This window comes from Streptomyces nogalater, from assembly GCF_039532885.1.
GTDB lineage: Bacteria > Actinomycetota > Actinomycetes > Streptomycetales > Streptomycetaceae > Streptomyces > Streptomyces nogalater.
Genome location: NZ_BAAASM010000036.1, coordinates 272,980 through 290,594, shown reverse-complemented (window position 1 = coordinate 290,594; position 17,615 = coordinate 272,980). Strand labels below are relative to the sequence as shown.

The window sequence follows — 17,615 nt, the reverse complement described above, 5'->3', positions numbered from 1 at the left end:
GCCGCGCACGAGCGGGCCCCCGGGACGCCGGGTCCCGGGGGCCTGGAAGCCGGTGCGGATCAGACCTGGGTCCGCTCCTGCACGATGTGCGCGATCTTCGCGATGGCCTCGTCGAACGGGATGCCGTTCTCCTGCGAGCCGTCGCGGTAGCGGAAGGACACCGAGCCGTTGGACATGTCCTCGTCGCCGGCGATGACCATGAACGGCACCTTCTGCTTCTGCGCGTTCCTGATCTTCTTCTGCATGCGGTCCGAGGAGGAGTCCACCTCGACGCGCAGGCCCTTCCTCCTGGCCGCGGTCGCGAACTTCTGGAGGTACTCCACGTGCGCGTCGCCGATCGGGATGCCGATCGCCTGGACCGGGGCCAGCCACGCCGGGAAGGCGCCCGCGTAGTGCTCCAGCAGGACGGCGAAGAACCGCTCGATGGAGCCGAACAGCGCGCGGTGGATCATGACCGGACGCTGCTTTGAACCGTCCGGGCCGGTGTACTCCAGGTTGAACCGCTCGGGCAGGTTGAAGTCGAGCTGGATGGTCGACATCTGCCAGGTCCGGCCGATGGCGTCCTTCGCCTGGACGGAGATCTTCGGACCGTAGAAGGCCGCGCCGCCCGGGTCGGGAACCAGGGGCAGGCCCTGCTTCTCGGCGACCTGGCGCAGGGTCTCGGTCGCTTCCTCCCAGACCTCGTCGGAGCCGACGAACTTCTCGGGATCCTTGGTCGACAGCTCCAGGTAGAAGTCGGTCAGGCCGTAGTCCCGCAGCAGGCCGAGGACGAAGGTGAGCGTCTTGTCCAGCTCCTCGGACATCTGCTCACGGGTGCAGTAGATGTGCGCGTCGTCCTGCGTGAAGCCCCGCGCGCGGGTCAGGCCGTGCACGACGCCCGACTTCTCGTACCGGTACACGGTCCCGAACTCGAACAGGCGCAGCGGCAGCTCGCGGTACGACCGGCCGCGCGCGTCGAAGATCAGGTTGTGCATCGGGCAGTTCATGGGCTTGAGGTAGTAGTCCACGCCCTCGTCGAGCTGCATGGGCGGGTACATGCCCTCGGCGTACCAGTCCAGGTGCCCGGACGTCTCGAAGAGCTTCCCCTTCGTGGCGTGCGGGGTGTAGACGAACTCGTAGCCCTCTTCCTCGTGGCGGCGGCGCGAGTAGTCCTCCATCACCCGGCGGACGATGCCGCCCTTGGGGTGGAAGACGGCCAGGCCGGAGCCGATCTGCTCGGGGATCGAGAACAGGTCCAGCTCGGTGCCGAGCTTGCGGTGGTCGCGCTTCTCGGCCTCGGCGAGGAAGTCCAGGTACGCCTTCAGCTCGTCCTTGGACGGCCAGGCGGTGCCGTAGATGCGCTGGAGCATCGGGTTCTTCTCGCTGCCGCGCCAGTAGGCGGCGGCGTTGCGCATCAGCTTGAACGCCGGGATGAGCCGGGTCGAGGGCAGGTGCGGACCGCGGCACAGGTCCTTCCAGCACAGCTCGCCGGTCTTGGCGTCCAGATTGTCGTAGATCGTCAGCTCGCCGGCGCCGACCTCGACGTCCGCGCCGTCGTCGTGCGACGCCGAGCCCTTGAGACCGATCAGCTCCAGCTTGTACGGCTCGTCCGCCAGCTCCTCGCGGGCCGCCTCGTCGGTGACGACACGGCGGGCGAACTTCTGCCCGCGCTTCTGGATCTCCTGCATCTTCTTCTCGATGGCCTTGAGATCCTCGGGCGTGAACGGCTTCTCGACGTCGAAGTCGTAGTAGAAGCCGTCCTTGACGGGCGGGCCGATGCCCAGCTTGGCCTCGGGGAACAGCTCCTGCACGGCCTGCGCCATGACGTGCGCGGTGGAGTGGCGCAGGATGTTCAGGCCGTCCTCGGACGAGATCTCGACGCCCTCGACCTCGTCGCCGTCGGACAGTTCGTACGCGAGGTCCTTCAGCTCGCCGCCCACGCGTGCGGCGATGATCGAGCGCTCGCCCGCGAAGAGGTCGGCGGCCGTAGTGCCCGTCGTCACCACGCGTTCTTCCCGCTCGGAATCGCGTTGGATGATCACACGGACGTCTGACACCGGTCTCTCCTGACTGAAGGTGGGGTGCGGCGCCATACCAGGAGCGCGCGCACTGGCGATCGTACCGACCCGACGGCACCGACCGCGAAACGGCCACTCTCCGCGCTCGTCCGACTACGCGCCCCCGCGGATCTCCTCAGGAAGGTCGAGGTCCTCCTGGAGGGACTTCGGCAGCCGGCCCCGCAGCGGCGCCAGGACGGAGGGAGTGGTCGTACCGGTGTGCGTGGGGGCGGTTCGTCACGGTCTGCCTCCGGTCCCGACCCGCGTCGATGCCGTTGTGCCATGACCGCGCCCTGCTGTCTGCCGTCACCTGAGTTGTCCCGCTGCGGGCCGCTGAACTGCGCGGACCCGTACTCCCGTTGTCTTCTGGCGGCGTACGGCTCAAACGGTCCGGGTATCACCCAACGGCAGAAGACGGGACGTCAGCTGCCCTGGGTGAGCGAGGAGTTGGGATGACGAGCTGGTACGAGGGGCCGCTGGCCGCCTTCGACACGGAGACGACGGGCGTGGACGTCGAGACCGACCGGATCGTGTCGGCCGCCGTCGTCGTCCAGGACGCGCCGGGCACCCGGCCCCGGGTGTCGCGCTGGCTGGTGCATCCGGGGGTGCCGGTGCCGGCGGAGGCGACGGCGGTGCACGGGCTGACGGAGGAGCACCTCCAGCACAACGGGCGCTGGCCGGCGCCGGTGATGTACGAGATAGCGGAGCAGCTGGCGGAGCACGCGACGCTGGGCCGCCCGCTGGTGGTGATGAACGCGCCGTTCGATCTGACGCTGCTGGACCGGGAGTTGCGCCGGCACCGGGCGTCGTCGCTGGCGCGCTGGTTCGACTCGGTGCCGCTGAAGGTGCTGGATCCGCGGGTGCTCGACCGGCAGCTGGACCGGTATCGCAAGGGCCGCCGCACGCTGGGCGACCTGTGCGCGCACTACGGCGTGACGTTGCAGGGCGCGCACGACGCGGCGACGGACGCGCTGGCCGCGCTGGAGGTCGTACGGGCGCTGGGGCGGCGTTTCGCGACCCGGCTGGAGCGGCTGTCGCCGGCCGAGTTGCACGCGCTCCAGGTGGAGTGGCACGCGGCGCACGCGCGTGGGTTGCAGGCGCGGTTCGCGCGCAGCGGTTCGGAGGAGACGGTGTGCACGGAGTGGCCGCTGCGGCCGGAGGTGCCGGCTGCGGCGTGAGCGGGGCGTCGGCACGGACGCGGCATGACGGGGTGCATGTCGGCGTGCATGAAGAAGGCCGGTCCGCTGAGGCGGACCGGCCTTTCCCGGTGGGCGATACTGGGTTCGAACCAGTGACCTCTTCGGTGTGAACGAAGCGCTCTCCCACTGAGCTAATCGCCCGGGAACGCACTGAACAATACAGGTCCCGGCGCCCTTCGTTCAAACCGCCCGCAGTCGGCGCAGCAGCCCGCGCCGCCCGGCCCGCATCATCAGGCGGTGGTTGAGGCGGAACAGGGGCCGTCCGGGCACGGCGAGCCGTCTGAGCAGGGGCCGGCCCACGCAGACCTCCTGGTCGTAGCGGGCGAGGGTGCCGGGCCCGCCGGCCGTGACCGTCCAGCGGGCCCAGCCCTGGAGGTCTCCGGAGAGGGTGGCCTCCAGGACGCCGGCGGCCGGGTCGCGGCGGGTCTGCCTCAGGGTGGAGGTGAGGGCGAGGGGCAGCGCGGACCGGATGACGATCAGGCCGGTGTGCTCGGCGAGGCGGGTCGCCGAGCGCACCTGGGGCCACCACCGGGGGTAGTCCTCGGCCCGCTCCAGCACCGCGTAGACGGCGGCCGGCGGGGCCGGCAGGGGCCACAGGCTGTGGAAGCGGTAGTGGTAGGGGTCCATGGGGCGAGTGTGACGGGATGGGCGCATAAATCTGAGTACGCGTACTCATGTGCCCCGCCGTGGGCCGGGTCACACTCGGAGGGCGAGCGCCGCCGCCCGTGCCGCGGCGCTCCCCAGTCGGTCCCGGCTAGGCCGGCATCCGGTCCCCGAGGAGGGCGAGGTTCTCGATGGCGGCCAGGCCGTAGAGGGCGGTGTCGTTGGTGGACACCCAGGCCGCCTCCCGGCCCTCGACCAGGGCGGCCGGTCCGGTCAGCTTCTCGGTCGTCCAGGGGGAGGACTCGGTGTAGCCGTCGGAGTGGTAGAACCTGGCCCAGGCGCGCCGGGCGAGGGCCGTGTCGCCGGTCTGTACGGCGGCGTAGGCGTCGAGGCGCGAGTGGCCCTGGAAGAGCAGCAGGTTGCCGAAGTGGGTGCCGTAGCGTGCGGCCTGTTCGGCCTTGGTGGCGTTGAAGTAGCGGCAGTAGTCCAGGTAGGCCTCCTTGAACGCCGGCATGTCGACGAGGTGGATGAGTTCGGCGCACAGTTCGTTGAGTCCGAAGACGGCCGAGAGGTGGGAGACGGAGACGGCCGGCTTGTCGGCGACGGCGAACTCACCGGTGTCGAGGTCGTAGAGCCCGCTGCCCTGGACGAAGCCGTTGGGCTGGGCGGCGATGCCGGCCATCGTGGACAGCACGCGTGCCTTGGCCTTCTCCCACTGGGGACCCTTGCGTTCCCACTCGGTGAGCCAGGCCGACACCAGGCCGCTCCAGTCGGTGCCGAAGCCGATGGACAGGGCGTGCCGGTCGGGGGTGTAGGGGTCGGTGCGGACCTTGCGCTGGGGGTCGAGGACGAGGAAGGTCTCGTCGGAGTCGACGTTGGCGTGCATGAGGTCGCCGACGCGTTCGTCCGCGGTGAGGAAGTAGTAGAAGCGCCGGTAGGTGGTGTTGGCGATGCGCTGCTGTTTGGCGCTGTCGGCGAAGTGCTGGACGCCGTGCCGGGTACCGAGGCCCGCCCATGTGCCGAGGTGGTAGACGTCGACCTCGCCGGTGTGCCGGGTCATGGCCTCGGCGAAGCGGAAGATGTCGGAGCGGCCGCTCCTGAGGTAGGCGTACCAGAGCCACAGGTCGGGTGAGAGTTCGGAGTTGTCCCAGGCATAGCCGCCGATGTCGTAGCGCCATACGTGCCGGGCGGAGTCGTAGGTGTGCATGATGTCGCCGTAGTCCCAGAAGCCGTACCAGCGGCGTGTCTCCACCTGGTCCTTGTAGTAGGTGAAGAGGAAGTCGAGGTGGTCCTCGATCTTCGCCTTGGCGGGGGTGGAGCGGTCGGGCTCGGAGTACAGGCCGGGGCCGAAGACCCTGGCCTTGATGAGCTGCCCGGGCGGGGCGGCGAGCTGGGGCGGGACCCGTACGGCCCGGGCCTGGCGGGCGAGGGTGTCGGCGGTGGGGGTGGAGGCGTTGGCCCAGAAGAAGAGTTCGGAGGTACGGGCGATGCCGTAGGGGGTGCCGAATCCGGGCTCGTAGTCCTCGTAGGTGATGTTGAGGCCTTCGAGCTGTTCGGTGTAGGTGTCCTGGTCCATCCCGTCGTGGTAGAAGCGCAGGTCCATGGGCTGGGCCTCGGGTGACCAGAGCCAGAGGGTGACGGTGGCCTGGTCGGTGTGGGCGTCACGGATGTCGAGCTGGGCGGGGAACTTCTCCCAGAAGTCGCGCAGGCCGAAGGAGAGGCCGCCGCTCGCGCCGCCGACGTAGCCGAAGCCGGAGGCGCGCCGGCCGCCGCCTGCGGTGATCCAGCCGTGGCCCTTCTTGGTGCGCTTGCGGACGGTGAAACCGTCGGCGGAGAGCTGGGCGAGGGTGTAGTCGCCCCAGTGCGGGATGTACCGCAGCCGGGTGGTGACCCGCTGGTCCCAGGTGGCGGGGTCGGGCAGCTTCCTCCCCTCGTACTGGGCGGCCTGGACGGCGGCGCCGGGGTCGCGGCGCAGTCCGGTGACACCCTGGACGGCCTCGCGGAGCAGGCCGGTGCCCTCACCGCCGATGCGGATATGCCGGTCGTAGGCCGCGTCGCGCATCGGCACGGTGAAGCGGACGCCGAGGCCGCGGATGAAGTCGCCGCTCGCCTTGCCGGGCTCCTGCTTCCCGTCGTAGGTGATGGTGTGCACCATGCGGAAGGAGTCGGAGCCGGCGTAGAAGTACAGGCGGAGGGAGAACGGCAGCCACTCCCGGGCGCCCTTGCGGTGCTTGCCTTCGACGCGGACGACGGCCCGGACCGGTCCGTCCTGTTCCACGGTGACGGCCGAGACGGCGCCGTCGAAGCGTTCGGTCCTGACCGTGCCCTGGTCCTCGTCCTCGATCTCGGGCTGGCGGAGGAGGACGAGCCGGCCGTTCCGGGCGATCTCGGTGGAGCCGCGGGTGACGGACTTGATCAGCGTGGAGCCGTGTGTGCCGATCTTCGCGGTGATGACGCCGGTGGAGACGTCGATGGTGCCGCCGCCGCGGTCGACGGTGACCTTCTGCGCGGGCGCGGCGGGGGTGCCCGGGGCGAGGGTGAGCTTGCCGGTGCCGGTGCCGACGGCGTGGGCGGTCCACTTCAGGGAGCCGTCGGGCCAGTAGGCGAGCGGCCAGGTCTGCACGGGGACGGGCCTGCCGTCGGCGTCGGTGATCGCGAAGGACCGGTCCTCCCGGTGGGCGCCCATCGGCCAGGGCACGCCGACGGTGGCCCCGGGCGCGGCACCGAGGCCGCCGTCCTCCAGCCAGTCCAGGGTCACCGGGTCGGCGCCGGCGGCGGCAGCGGGAGCGGCCTCGGCGTCCCGGGTGCCCAGGACCCAGCCGGCCTGGGCGGCCGCTCCGGCGACGGCGGCGGCCTTGAGGAGGGACCTGCGGGGGATGGGGGGCATGAGCGTTCCTTCCATGGGCGGGATGCGGTCAGGGGCATGACAGGAGTGGCTACGGTGTTCAGGGCGCGTGTCCGGGGAAGGGGCGCGGAGGTTTTGCACGGTGCCCGGCTGCCGGGGCCGGGCCGTTCAGTACCGCCCGGGTCAGAAAACCGCCCGTTCAGTGCGGCCCTGCACCCGGCAGACCGCCCGTTCGGCGGAGCGGGTCCGGGGCCGGGGGCTCCAGGGCGTCGGTCTTCGGCGGCCGCTGGTTCCGGCGGCTCCGGAGTGCGGGGGGTTGCCGGTTTCCGGGTGCCGCCACGCCCTGCGGGCCGCCGCCTCCCGGCCCGTCCGGCGCCGGACGGGGCACCGTCGGTCGCAGCAGTGGCCGGCCTCGGCGGTGGCCGGCCTCGGCGGGGCCGGGGGTCAGCGGCGGCGGTAGCGTTCCTCGACGGCGACGGCCGCCGCGGCCACGACGCCCAGCACGGGGACCGCCAGCGGGGCTATGAGCAGGGCGGAAGAGCAGGTCAGGACGGCTCCGCCGACCAGCAGGAAGGAACCCGCGGGGTCCCGTACGGTACGGCGCCCGGCGTCGGCGAGCAGGATCCGCCAGCGCTCCCCCGGCGCCCACACCGCCGTCGCCCGCAGCCCGGCCACCGCGAGCCCGAGCAGCGCGAGCAGTCCCACGGCCCCGGCCAGGGGCCCGCCGGGCAGTCCGGCGTGTACCGCCCGGACGTCCAGCCAGGCGATCCCCAGGGCGGCCCAGCCGGCGGTGCCGACGGCCCATCCCCCGCGCAGCGCCGCGCGGAAGTCGGCCGTGAACTCCCGCCACCCGCCGCCCTGGTGGGCGGTACGCCGGCGCAGGTGCCGGGCGCCGGCGGCGAACGCGGCCGGGTAGGTGACCACACCGAGGCAGGCCACCGCGATCCACACCCCGGTCAGCAGGGACTCGGCGAAGACGCCGTACCGCTCCGCGAACCCGGACTCCCGGCGCGGCCGCACCCGAGCTTGGGACATGGTTCAGCCCTTCAGTCCGGAGGTCGCCATGCCGTCGATCAGATAGCGCTGGAAGGCGAGGAAGAACAGCAGCACCGGCAGCAGCGCGACCAGCGACATGGCGATCATGCCGCCGTAGTTGGCGGCCACGCCGTCGGAATCGCGGAACATCATCAGCCCCAGGGAGACGGTGTACTTGCCGGGCTCGTTGAGGTAGATCAGTGGGCCCATGAAGTCGTTCCAGGCGTTGATGAAGGTGAAGATGGCGCTGGTGATGAGCGCGGGCCGGCACAGCGGCAGCACGATCGACCAGTAGGTGCGCAGGTGTCCGCAGCCGTCGAGGCGGGCGGCCTCGTCCAGTTCCCGGGGCAGGTTCCGCATGAACTGCACCATGAGGAAGACGAAGAAGGCCTCGGTGGCGAGGTACTTGCCGATCAGCAGCGGGACGTAGGTGTTGACCAGCTCCAGCTTCTGGAACATCACGTACTGCGGGATCAGCAGCACGTGATATGGCAGCAGGAGCGTGCCGATCATGAGGGAGAACAGCAGGTTGCGGCCGGCGAACCTGATGCGCGCGAAGGCGTAGGCGGTCAGCGAGCAGGAGACCAGGACGCCGACGACCGCGCCGCCCGCGTAGAGGAGGGAGTTCTGGAAGAACGTCCAGATCCTGATGTCCGCTATGCCGTCGGCGAGGCCCTTGAAGTTGGACAGGATGGGGTGGGACGGGAACAGCGTCAGGCTGTTGATGATGTCCTTGCTGGGTTTGAACGAGGCGCCGATCACCCAGACGACCGGGTAGAGGATGACGGCCAGGATCAGCAGGGCGCCGAGGTGCCAGGCGAGGGAGCCGGCCCGCCGGCGGCCCGGCCCCGCCGTCCTGGTGCCGGCCGCGCGCACCGGGGCCTTGGTGGTGGTGGCGCTCATCGGGCGTCCTCCTCGTAGTGCACCCACTTCTTCTGCGACCAGAAGAGGACGGCCGTCACCAGGGCCACGGCGAGCAGCAGCATCCAGGCCATGGCGGAGGCGAAGCCCATCTGGGCGTTCTTGAAGCCCTGCTGGTAGAGGTAGCAGGTGTAGACGAGCGTGGCGTCGGCCGGTCCGCAGGCGGTGTTGGAGACGACGTAGGCCGAGCCGAAGATCTGGAACGAGTGGATGGTCTCCAGCAGCACGTTGAAGAACAGCACCGGGGAGATCATCGGCAGGGTGATGTTCCAGAACCTGCGGAAGGGTCCGGCGCCGTCCATCTCGGCAGCCTCGTACAGCTCCCTGGGGACCTGCTTGAGCCCGGCCAGGAAGATGACCATGGGCGCCCCGAACTGCCAGACGGTCAGCGCGACCAGGCAGTACATCACCCAGTCGGCGTTGCCGACCCAGCCGCCGACGGGGAAGCCGAGGAAGGTCTGCGCACGGTCCACGATGGCACCGTCCGAGAACAGCGAGCGCCAGACGAAGCCGACCGAGACGCTCGCGCCGATGAGCGAGGGGGCGTAGAAGGCGGCCCGGTAGAAGGCCTGGCCGCGGCGGCTCTGCGCGAGGAGCAGGGCGACCCCGAGGGCGAGCAGCAGCTTGAGCGGGGTGCCGATGACGACGTACTTGGCCGTCACCTCCACCGACTTCTGCCAGCGCGGGTCGTCGAACATCTTGGTGAAGTTGTCGAGACCGACCCACTCAGGGCTGGTGAAGAGGTTGTAGTCGGTGAACGCGAAGTAGAGGGAGGCGATCATCGGGCCTGCGGTCAGCAGCAGGAACCCGGCGATCCACGGGGACATGAACAGATAGCCGGCGAGATTCTCCCGCCGCCGGCCCGGCCGTCCCGTCCTCGCGGTGGCGGCCCGGCGCGCGCCGCGGGTCGCGGGCACGGAGTCCTTGACGAGCGTCACGGCGTTTCCCATCAGGCCTGGAAGGCGGCTTCGGCCTCGGTGAAGAACTGCTTCACCGCGTCGGAGACCTTGGACTTGCCCTGTCCGAGGTCGCCGCCGATGCGCAGGAAGGCGGCCTCGATGGTGTCGGCACCGGAAGGGTGCGGGGTGATCGCGCCGAGGACGCCGGCCTTGGCCGTGTCCTCCTCGTACCGCGCGATCTCCTTGTTGATCACATCGGCCGGCTTGTACGCCGCGTACTGCTCGGTGCTGGTGAGGATGCCGCGGTCGTACCCCATGATCTTGCCGACCCGGGGGTCGTGGACCATGAAGTCGATGAACTGCGCGACCTCCTTGGGGTGCGAGGTGCGGGCGGAGGCGCTGAGCATCAGGGAGGCGAGGTACTGGCCGGTGTGCTTGCCGTCCGTGGTGGGGATGGGCGCGAGGCCGTACTCGCTGTCGCCCTCGGCCGCGTAGCGGACGGTGAAGTTGTCCCAGGTGAACTCCGAGGCGCCGTGGCCGGCGGAGAGGGAGGACTTGGGTTTGTCCTGCTGGACGACCTTGGGGTCGGTGACGGCGCCGGCCTTGACCCGGTTCAGGCCGTCGGTCCACCACTCCGTCAGATCGGTCTGGTCGAACCCCAGTCCGTCGTCGGTGAAGAAGGCCTTGCCGTTCTGGCGCAGGTAGAGGTCGTACAGGTACATGATGGTGAAGTAGCCGGTGTCCCCGGGGACTCGCGTCTTGTCCCGGATGGTCTCCAGGGCCTTGAAGTACTCGTCCCAGGTCCAGCCCGGCCGGGGTTCGACGCCCGCCTTCCGGAAGACCTTCTTGTCGATGACGAGTGACATGGTGTTGGAGCCGACCGGAATTCCGAGCTGCTTGCCGTCGACCTCGCCGACCTTCGTGACGCCCGCGCGAAAGTGATCCAGGCTCAGATGACCGGCCTCCACCTGAGGCCGCAAGTCGAGCAGAATTCCGCGCTTGTCGTACTTCCTGAGGAAAGTGACGGCGCTTTGGAAAACGTCCGGGGGGTTTCCGCCGGCGGCCTGGGTCTGGAACTTCTCCCAAAAAGATTCATACGTCTGGAAGTCGGTTTTTACCTTGATCTTGGGGTATTTCTGCTCGAAGAGGGCGATGGACTGATTGATCTTCTTGGCCCGCTCCTCGGCACCCCACCAGGAGTAACGGATCGTCACCGTGCCGTTGCCGGAGCCGCTTCCACCGCCGCAGCCGGTGGCCGCGGCGAGCCCGAGCGTGGCCGCCGACGCCCCGGCCGCCTTCAGGATCGTACGCCTGTCAAGATTCCTGGTTCCCACAGTCGGGCCTCCCCGCAGCATTTCCGCCCCGCGCATGAATCGTTTCAAGTAAGCGCTTGCTGGCACAAGGTACGAAGGGGTCCGGGGTGCGTCAATGACCCCGACAGGATTTTCTTGCGGCCGACGGGAGTGGCACGGGGGACGGGCGTCCGCCCCCACCGCCGGAAACGGGCCGGCCCGTCGGCCGTTCCCACTGGTGAGGGAGACGCGGCCGACGGGCCGAACGAACCGGAACGGGCCGGACGGGCCGGGCAGGCGGACCGGGCGGGCCGGGCAGGCCGGGCAGGCGGACCGGGCGGGCCGGGCGGGCGGGCGGGCCGGACGGATTGGACGGGTCGGACGGGGAATCAGGCGGGCAGGGAGGCCAGCCAGTCGAGCAGGATCCGGTTCGTCTCCTCCGGGCGCTCCTGCTGGACGAAGTGCCCGCAACCGTCCAGGATGTGCGAGCCGAGAAGGCCGGGCAGGGTCTCGGGGTAAGCCTTGACGGCGTCGGCCAGCCAGGCGAGGGAGGCGTCGCGTTCACCCCCGATGAACAGTGAGGGCCGCGTGATCGGCTGCCCCGCCCAACGGGCCAGGTCGGCCCAGTCGCGGTCCATGTTCCGGTACCGGTTCAGGGCGCCGGTCATCCCCGTCCGCTCGAACTCACCCGCGTAGACGTCGAGGTCCCCCTCCCCCAGCCAGGACGGCAGTACGCCGACGGGGAAACGCTCGCGCAACGTCCCGCCGGCACCGGTGAAGTGCGGGTCGGGGGCGCCGGGGGCGGGCATGGTGTCGGCGGACAGAGCCGCGTAGAAGCCCGCGAGCCAGCCCCGCACATCGGGTTCCATCTCGGCTTCGGCCCGTCCGGGCCGCTGGAAGTAGGAGACGTAGAACTCCTGGGGGCGGGGGCGGTCACCGGCCGCTCCACTTGACTTCTTGCCATCGGGGGCCGTGCCCGCGGGAGCTGTGCTGGCGGATGCCGTGCCGCCGGGTGCCGTGCCGACAGGAGTTGTGCCGCCGGGTGCCGTGCCGACGGGAGCTGTGCCGCTCGGTGCCGCGTTGCCGGGCTCCTCGGCAGGGAGCGCCTCGAAGTCGGGCCCCTCGGCGGCGGGCACCTCGCCGCCGGGTCCTCCGGTGCCGGGCCGCTCGCTGCCAGGCGCGTCACCACCGGATGCCGAGTCGCCGGGTGTCGTGCCGCCGCCGGATGTCGTACCGCCAGGTGTCGCGCCTAGGGACCCCTCGACACCAGGCCGCTCGCCGCCGGGCTCCTCGATGCCAGGCCCCTCGCCGCCGGGCCCCTCGTCTGTGTCGGCTCCGCTCATGCGGGCGAAGACCTCGCTGGGGCGGGGGCCGCCGGGCGGGGTGTACGGCACGCCGAGCAGGCCCACGGCCCGGAACACGTCCGGCCTGGTCAGAGTGGACATCGCGGCGATCGTCGCGCCCCAGTCGTGCCCGACGACCACGGCGGAACGCTCGCCCAGCCCCTCCACCACGGCGACGTTGTCCGCGATCAGGTCGAGCATCCGGTACTCCTCCACGGCCTCCGGTTTGGAGGACCGGCCGTACCCACGGACGTCGATCGCCACCGCGCGGTACCCCGCCGAGGCGAGCGCCGCCAACTGATACCGCCAGGCGTACCAGGACTCCGGGAACCCGTGCAGAAGCAGCACCAAGGGCCCGCTGCCCTGCTCGACCAGGTGGATACGGCCGGCCGGGGAAGGGAGGAGGCGGTGGGTGGGAGTGCTGGAGGGCGCGGCGGAGGCGGCGGGGCTGGAGGCGGTGGTGAGTGGCACGGGGTCTCCTGGGGCTTGTAGGAGCTGGGAGTGGGGGCCGGGGTGGTGTCCTGAAGGTGGGGTGGGGGCTCGTGGGGGTTTAGGGGCGCCGTCAGTCGGCTCTGGGGGGCGGGGGTGGCGCGTCGCTGGGCGGGGGATGGGGTGGGTGACGTGCTGGGAGCAGGGCGAGCCGTAGGCGTGCCGCCGGCCGATTGATTCCGGGCGCGGCCCGACGAAAGGGCCGGTGGGACGGTTCCGGTGTGCTGAAGGCGTGGGCGGGTGTGGGGGCCGTGCTCGGGGCCCTGGACACGATGATCCGGCGGGTGGGCGGGCCCGGACGAGGCTTGTTGCCGGTTCGGCAAAACACGTCTTCCCGGCGGTGAGCCGAACCGGCCACCGTCCGTAGGACCAAGTGACAGAGCGAGTGTCTGGCGCCAGGCCGAGTCGCCGGTCGGGAACGGGTCCGGCGTGCTGGAGGCGTGGGCGGTGCGAGTGTGCGGGTGCCGGAGGCGGTGGGGTGGCGTTGCTTCATCAGGGAGTGTCCCGGACCGTCGCCCCCTTGCGCCGACGCGGTCGGTGGGAGGCTCGGGAAGGCCACGGGTCCTGGAGGGAGGGCGGGGGGCCTCTGAGGGCGGGGGCCAGGCGCGCCAGGGTCCCGTGAGGCCGCTGGGGCGGGCGAGGTACCGAGAGGGCCGGAAAACGTCCAGGAGGCCCGGCTGGGCAGCCTGTCGGGGGCTCTGGAAGTCCCCAAGGGCCGGAGGGACGGCAGAGTCCTTCGGACTCGGGGACTCAGGGGCTCGGAGGCGCAGGGCGCGGCGGTGGGAGGGCACGAAGGCGGGAGGAGACGAAGGTGCGCGGGCGTATGGCGGCTGGAGGGCGCGGCCGGTGATCCGGCACGGTGGTGCACCGGATCACCGCGCCCAGGAGCGGCCGGCGAAGGCTGCGGAACCGTGTGGATACGCCGACGGCCCATCTGCCTGTCGCAGATGGGCCGTCGGTCCGGGTGGGCGATACTGGGTTCGAACCAGTGACCTCTTCGGTGTGAACGAAGCGCTCTCCCACTGAGCTAATCGCCCGGGCGCAGGAAGAACATTACCCCATGTCAGGGGGTGCTTCCGACCAGGGGCCGGGCGACCGACGCGACCGACCCCCGGCGCCGCGTCACTGGTCCTTGATCTTCCAGGGCATGACGAGGCCGAACTTCCACAGGTAGATCCCGACGAGCACGGCGATGATCACCAGCCCGATCACGGTGAGGGTGATGTTGCGGCGGCGCACCCTGGGATCGAGGGCCCGCTGGGCCGCCTCGGTGACCTTGCGCTTGGTCCAGCGGAGCACGAGCTGGGCCCAGACGAACTCGGTCGCCCAGATCGCCATGCCGCCGAAGATCACCACCCAGCCGGGCCCGGGCAGCGGCAGCATGATGATGCCCGCGACGACCACCGCGAGGCCGATCACGAAGACCCCGACCTGCCAGCTCAGATGCAGGAGCCGTCGGGACTTGATGAATTCCGGCGCCCGCGAGCCCAGCCCGCGCTCGGCCTCTTCGCCGGTCGCGGACCGGTCCGTCTCCGCCTTGTTGTCTGCCACGGCGACCTCGCCCGGTTCGTCACTCCCCGTATTCATACAGACAAACCCTACCCGAGTGAAACCAGTCACCGGAATGGTCGTAGATCCGGTACGAGTTCTCGGCCGGAAGAGTTACATAAACACACGCAAAACCCTCAGAGGGGTTTACAACGGCACCGTAGGTGGCATGTCGATTTCGCCGACGTGCGAATCCCCGAGCGCACACTGAGCGAAAGGCCCTGGCGCTTATGAACACCACGGTCAGCTGCGAGCTGCACCTGCGCCTCGTTGTGTCGAGCGAGTCCTCCCTGCCTGTCCCCGCAGGCCTGCGGTACGACACGGCCGACCCCTACGCCGTGCACGCCACCTTCCACACCGGAGCCGAGGAGACCGTCGAGTGGGTGTTCGCCCGCGACCTCCTCGCCGAGGGCCTGCACCGGCCCACCGGCACCGGCGACGTCCGCGTCTGGCCATCCCGCAGCCATGGTCAGGGCGTCGTGTGCATCGCCCTCAGCTCCCCGGAGGGAGAGGCGCTGCTCGAGGCCCCCGCGCGGGCCCTGGAGTCCTTCCTGAAGCGAACCGACGCCGCCGTGCCGCCCGGCACGGAGCACCGGCACTTCGACCTGGATCAGGAGCTTTCGCACATCCTGGCGGAGAGCTAGGCCGCGGCCCTTCCGAGCAGCCCGGCGCCGTCCACTCGGGGAGACGGCTCGGGCCAAGACAACCGCATACGGCAACGGACCGACGCCGCCGCGTGAGGGTTCACGGGCGGCGTCGGTCTGCCGTCGGCCCGCCGTCCACGGTGGGCGATCGGCCGACCGCCGTACGTGTGCGGCGGGGGTCCGCAGGTCCGGCCGCGGTATGCGCGCGGTCGGCCACCGCTCCGCGTTGTCCGGCCGCCCCTCGGCCTTGCCCCGCCCTCATGCCGCGCGGGCGGAGGGGTGTGCCTGGAACCCCGTGCGGCGCGGGGACGTTCTACCGGCAATCGGGGTCCGGGAGGGCGGGTGCGGTCGGCGCGGTTGTCGCTACCATCGGCCAGCATCGGCGGGCGCCCGCCCGTCCCCCAGGCCAGGGAGCGAAATGTGCTGATCACCCACGACACCCGGTGTGCCCTCGACACCGTGGTGGATCTGGTGAACTCCGCGCCCGAGGACGATGCGGCGGCGGACGGTCTGCCCGACGTCCAGGCACTCACCGATTTCGTGCGAAGCCACGAAATCAGCGATGTCGGCGTGCTGTCGGAGCTGGATCTCTCGGCGGTGCGCAGGCTCAGGGGGCGGTTCGCCGCGATCTTCGCGGCCCCGGACGCCCGGTCCGCGGCCTTGCTGATCAACGAGTTGGTCGCCGCCGCGGGCACCACCCCCCGGCTGACCGACCACGACGGCTACGACTGGCATGTGCACTACTTCGCGCCGGGCGCCTCCGTGGCCGACCATCTCGCCGCCGACTGCGGAATGGCGTTGGCCTTCTTCGTGGTGGCCGGGGAGCAGGAGCGGCTGCGGCGCTGCGAGGCACCGGACTGCCGGCGTGCCTTCGTGGATCTCTCCCGCAACCGCTCGCGTCGCTACTGCGACAGCCGTACCTGCGGGAACCGGCTGCATGTCGCCGCCTACCGGGCCCGGCGCAAGGAAGCGGCGGGCTGAGCGGGGGCGGATGGGGACCGGTCACCCACGGTGCCCCGGACAGGGTGCTCCGATGCGACGTCGGTCCCGGCGGGTGGCGCCGGGACGGACGTGTACGGCTCACAGCAGCAGCAGGTCGTGCAGCGCAGCCATGAGCAGCAGACACCCGATCACCGCTAGGAAGATCATCAGCGGTGGCTGGGAAAGGGCGAAGAGGCACCCGCGAGGCTCGTCCTTGGGCGGCACGGCCTCGCTCTGTGTAGTGTCCAGCATCTCGCGGCAGATCATGGCGCACCCGGTGCCCGGTCGCGATCAGCGCTCGGAGATCTTGGGAGTTCGCCGAATACCGTGAGGTCTCGTCCGGCTGGTGAACGATTCCGGCCGTCCGGGGACTCACTGTGTCCCTTCAGCCAGTCATGTGACTGTCATATGCCGTGCTTCTTGAGGATGGCCTCGATGTCGCTGAAGTCCTCCGACGCGCCGGCGGACCGGGGGGTGGGCCGGGAAGCGGAAGGGCGGGCCGAAGCGGGTGGGCCGGCCGTCGTCCCGCCGAGGGGCGGTGCCGTGGCCGCGGGGGCCACCGCCTCCCGCTCCGCCCGTCTTGCCGCCTTGCGCTCGGCACCGGTGGTTCCGCGCCGGCGCTCCACGGCTCGCGTACCGGCGAACAGGAGCCAGGCCGCGCCCAGCACTCCGAAGCCGGCCCAGGCGGTGGGGCTCAGCGCGGTGTCGGCGACCCAGCCGACGGCCCCGGTCATCACCAGGCCGACCGGGACGAGCGAGTAGGCCGCGAGGCGGGCCGCCGTCAGGAAGCGTCTGCGGTAGGCCGTGACCACCGCGATACCCAGGCCCGCCGCGGAAACGGCGGAGCAGACTGTCTCGGCAATCATCCGGTCCTCCTGGCGGGCTCGGTCGTCGCTTCCATCGTGCACCGCCGGATCCCCGCGAGGCCATGGTCCAGCCGGACATCAGGGACATCTCCGGGTCCTCTCCTACTGGGGCCTTGGTGCGCGGCCGGTCCCGGGCGCCGAGGTCCGGTTGGGCCGCCCGGGCCCGGCCTGGAAGACTGGTGGGCATGAGCGACTCCTCCCCTGCCCGCACCGCCGCCCTCGTCCTCGACGTCTGGTGTGAGCTGCAGTGCCCCGACTGCCGTACGGCCCTGGACGACGTACGCGCCCTGCGTGCCCGTTACGGCGACCGGCTGGAGTTGCGGCTGCGGCACTTCCCGCTGGAGAAGCACAAGCACTCCTTCGCCGCCGCGCAGGCCGCCGAGGAGGCGCTGGAGCAGGGCAAGGGCTGGCCGTATGTGGAGGCCGTGTTGGAGCGGGTGGCGGAGCTGGACCGTCAGGGGGAACCCTTCCTGGTCGAGGTGGCGCGGGAACTCGGACTGGACGCGGAGGAATTCGACACCGCGCTGATCGACGGCCGGCACATCCTGGCCGTGGACGCCGACCAGGCCGAGGGCAAGGCCATCGGCGTGACCGGCACGCCGACGTACGTCATCGGCGGCGAGCGTCTGGACGGCGGCAAGAGCCAGGAGGGGCTGCGCGAACGCATCGAGCACATCGCGGACCGCCTGCTGGCCGACCGCGCCTCCGAAGAGGGCTGAGCACCGGCCCGGGCGCCGGACAGGGCCGAGCACCGGCCCTGTCGGCAGCCCAGCCGGCGGACGGTCTGCGTACCGGCCGAGCGGCCGCCGCCGAACGGCCCGCGCACCGCGCCGGGACGATCGGCCCTGGAGTGCCTGGCCGCGGAGGCCGCCCGGCACAGCGCTCGTTCCGGCGCCCGTTCCGGCGGCTCCTCC

At 70.9% G+C, this 17,615-nt stretch carries 14 protein-coding genes, 2 tRNA genes and 2 pseudogenes; 4 read left to right on the top strand and 14 right to left on the bottom strand.

Going from position 1 to position 17,615, the window contains the following annotated elements:
* Nucleotides 1–59: 59 nt before the first annotated feature.
* Nucleotides 60–2,036, bottom strand: coding sequence for a threonine--tRNA ligase (gene thrS / locus ABD350_RS24740; protein ID WP_344350513.1), 1,977 nt, complete (start codon nt 2,034–2,036; stop codon nt 60–62).
* Nucleotides 2,037–2,488: 452 nt separating this feature from the next.
* On the opposite strand from thrS, the gene ABD350_RS24735 reads away from it, so the two are divergent.
* Nucleotides 2,489–3,214, top strand: a complete 726-nt coding sequence (locus tag ABD350_RS24735; RefSeq protein WP_344350511.1) for a 3'-5' exonuclease — start codon at nt 2,489–2,491, stop codon at nt 3,212–3,214.
* 90 nt (nt 3,215–3,304) lie between these two features.
* Here ABD350_RS24735 and ABD350_RS24730 read toward each other — a convergent pair.
* From ABD350_RS24730 to ABD350_RS24680, 11 genes and pseudogenes are all read right to left on the bottom strand, one after another.
* Nucleotides 3,305–3,376 (bottom strand) — tRNA-Val (locus ABD350_RS24730).
* 39 nt (nt 3,377–3,415) lie between these two features.
* Entirely contained in the window at nt 3,416–3,862 is a 447-nt protein-coding gene (locus ABD350_RS24725; protein ID WP_344350510.1) for an SRPBCC family protein, read from the bottom strand.
* A gap of 127 nt (nt 3,863–3,989) precedes the next feature.
* Nucleotides 3,990–6,725 carry an exo-rhamnogalacturonan lyase family protein gene (locus ABD350_RS24720; protein ID WP_344350509.1) on the bottom strand — a complete coding sequence of 912 codons (2,736 nt, stop codon included), beginning with the start codon at nt 6,723–6,725 and terminating at the stop codon, nt 3,990–3,992.
* Between the two features lie 402 nt (nt 6,726–7,127).
* Nucleotides 7,128–7,718: a hypothetical protein gene (locus ABD350_RS24715; protein WP_344350508.1), complete on the bottom strand. Its 591-nt coding sequence runs from the start codon at nt 7,716–7,718 to the stop codon at nt 7,128–7,130.
* 3 nt (nt 7,719–7,721) lie between these two features.
* Complete coding sequence (locus ABD350_RS24710) at nt 7,722–8,621, bottom strand: carbohydrate ABC transporter permease (protein WP_344350507.1); 900 nt, start codon at nt 8,619–8,621, stop codon at nt 7,722–7,724.
* A complete protein-coding gene (locus ABD350_RS24705) occupies nt 8,618–9,589 on the bottom strand; it encodes a carbohydrate ABC transporter permease (protein WP_382466904.1) in 972 nt (323 codons plus the stop codon). Before ABD350_RS24705 ends, ABD350_RS24710 begins: the two co-directional genes overlap by 4 nt.
* The gene (locus tag ABD350_RS24700; RefSeq protein ID WP_344350505.1) at nt 9,589–10,872 is read right to left on the bottom strand and encodes an ABC transporter substrate-binding protein; all 1,284 of its coding nucleotides are present in this window, start codon (nt 10,870–10,872) and stop codon (nt 9,589–9,591) included. The genes ABD350_RS24705 and ABD350_RS24700 overlap by 1 nt, the downstream gene beginning before the upstream one ends.
* 347 nt (nt 10,873–11,219) lie before the next feature.
* Nucleotides 11,220–11,750: pseudogene (locus ABD350_RS24695) on the bottom strand (alpha/beta fold hydrolase); the annotation flags it as partial.
* Between the two features lie 413 nt (nt 11,751–12,163).
* Nucleotides 12,164–12,644: pseudogene (locus ABD350_RS24690) on the bottom strand (alpha/beta fold hydrolase); the annotation flags it as partial.
* Nucleotides 12,645–13,627: 983 nt separating this feature from the next.
* Nucleotides 13,628–13,699 (bottom strand) — tRNA-Val (locus ABD350_RS24685).
* Between the two features lie 85 nt (nt 13,700–13,784).
* Nucleotides 13,785–14,249, bottom strand: a complete 465-nt coding sequence (locus tag ABD350_RS24680) for a TIGR02611 family protein (protein WP_344350504.1) — start codon at nt 14,247–14,249, stop codon at nt 13,785–13,787.
* A 191-nt stretch (nt 14,250–14,440) separates the two neighbouring features.
* Here ABD350_RS24680 and ABD350_RS24675 point away from each other — a divergent pair, with 191 nt between their 5' ends.
* Together ABD350_RS24675 and ABD350_RS24670 are read left to right on the top strand one after the other, a co-directional pair.
* On the top strand, nt 14,441–14,854 hold the full coding sequence (locus ABD350_RS24675) for an SsgA family sporulation/cell division regulator (protein WP_004002642.1): 414 nt from the start codon (nt 14,441–14,443) through the stop codon (nt 14,852–14,854).
* 420 nt (nt 14,855–15,274) lie between these two features.
* A complete protein-coding gene (locus ABD350_RS24670) occupies nt 15,275–15,835 on the top strand; it encodes a CGNR zinc finger domain-containing protein (protein WP_344350503.1) in 561 nt (186 codons plus the stop codon).
* Between the two features lie 99 nt (nt 15,836–15,934).
* On the opposite strand, the gene ABD350_RS24665 is transcribed toward ABD350_RS24670, so the two are convergent.
* Both ABD350_RS24665 and ABD350_RS24660 read right to left on the bottom strand, forming a co-directional pair.
* Nucleotides 15,935–16,087: a hypothetical protein gene (locus tag ABD350_RS24665; RefSeq protein ID WP_344350502.1), complete on the bottom strand. Its 153-nt coding sequence runs from the start codon at nt 16,085–16,087 to the stop codon at nt 15,935–15,937.
* A gap of 152 nt (nt 16,088–16,239) precedes the next feature.
* A complete protein-coding gene (locus ABD350_RS24660; RefSeq protein WP_344350501.1) occupies nt 16,240–16,701 on the bottom strand; it encodes a hypothetical protein in 462 nt (153 codons plus the stop codon).
* Between the two features lie 185 nt (nt 16,702–16,886).
* On the opposite strand from ABD350_RS24660, the gene ABD350_RS24655 reads away from it, so the two are divergent.
* The gene (locus ABD350_RS24655; protein ID WP_344350499.1) at nt 16,887–17,420 is read left to right on the top strand and encodes a DsbA family protein; all 534 of its coding nucleotides are present in this window, start codon (nt 16,887–16,889) and stop codon (nt 17,418–17,420) included.
* Nucleotides 17,421–17,615: the final 195 nt, after the last annotated feature.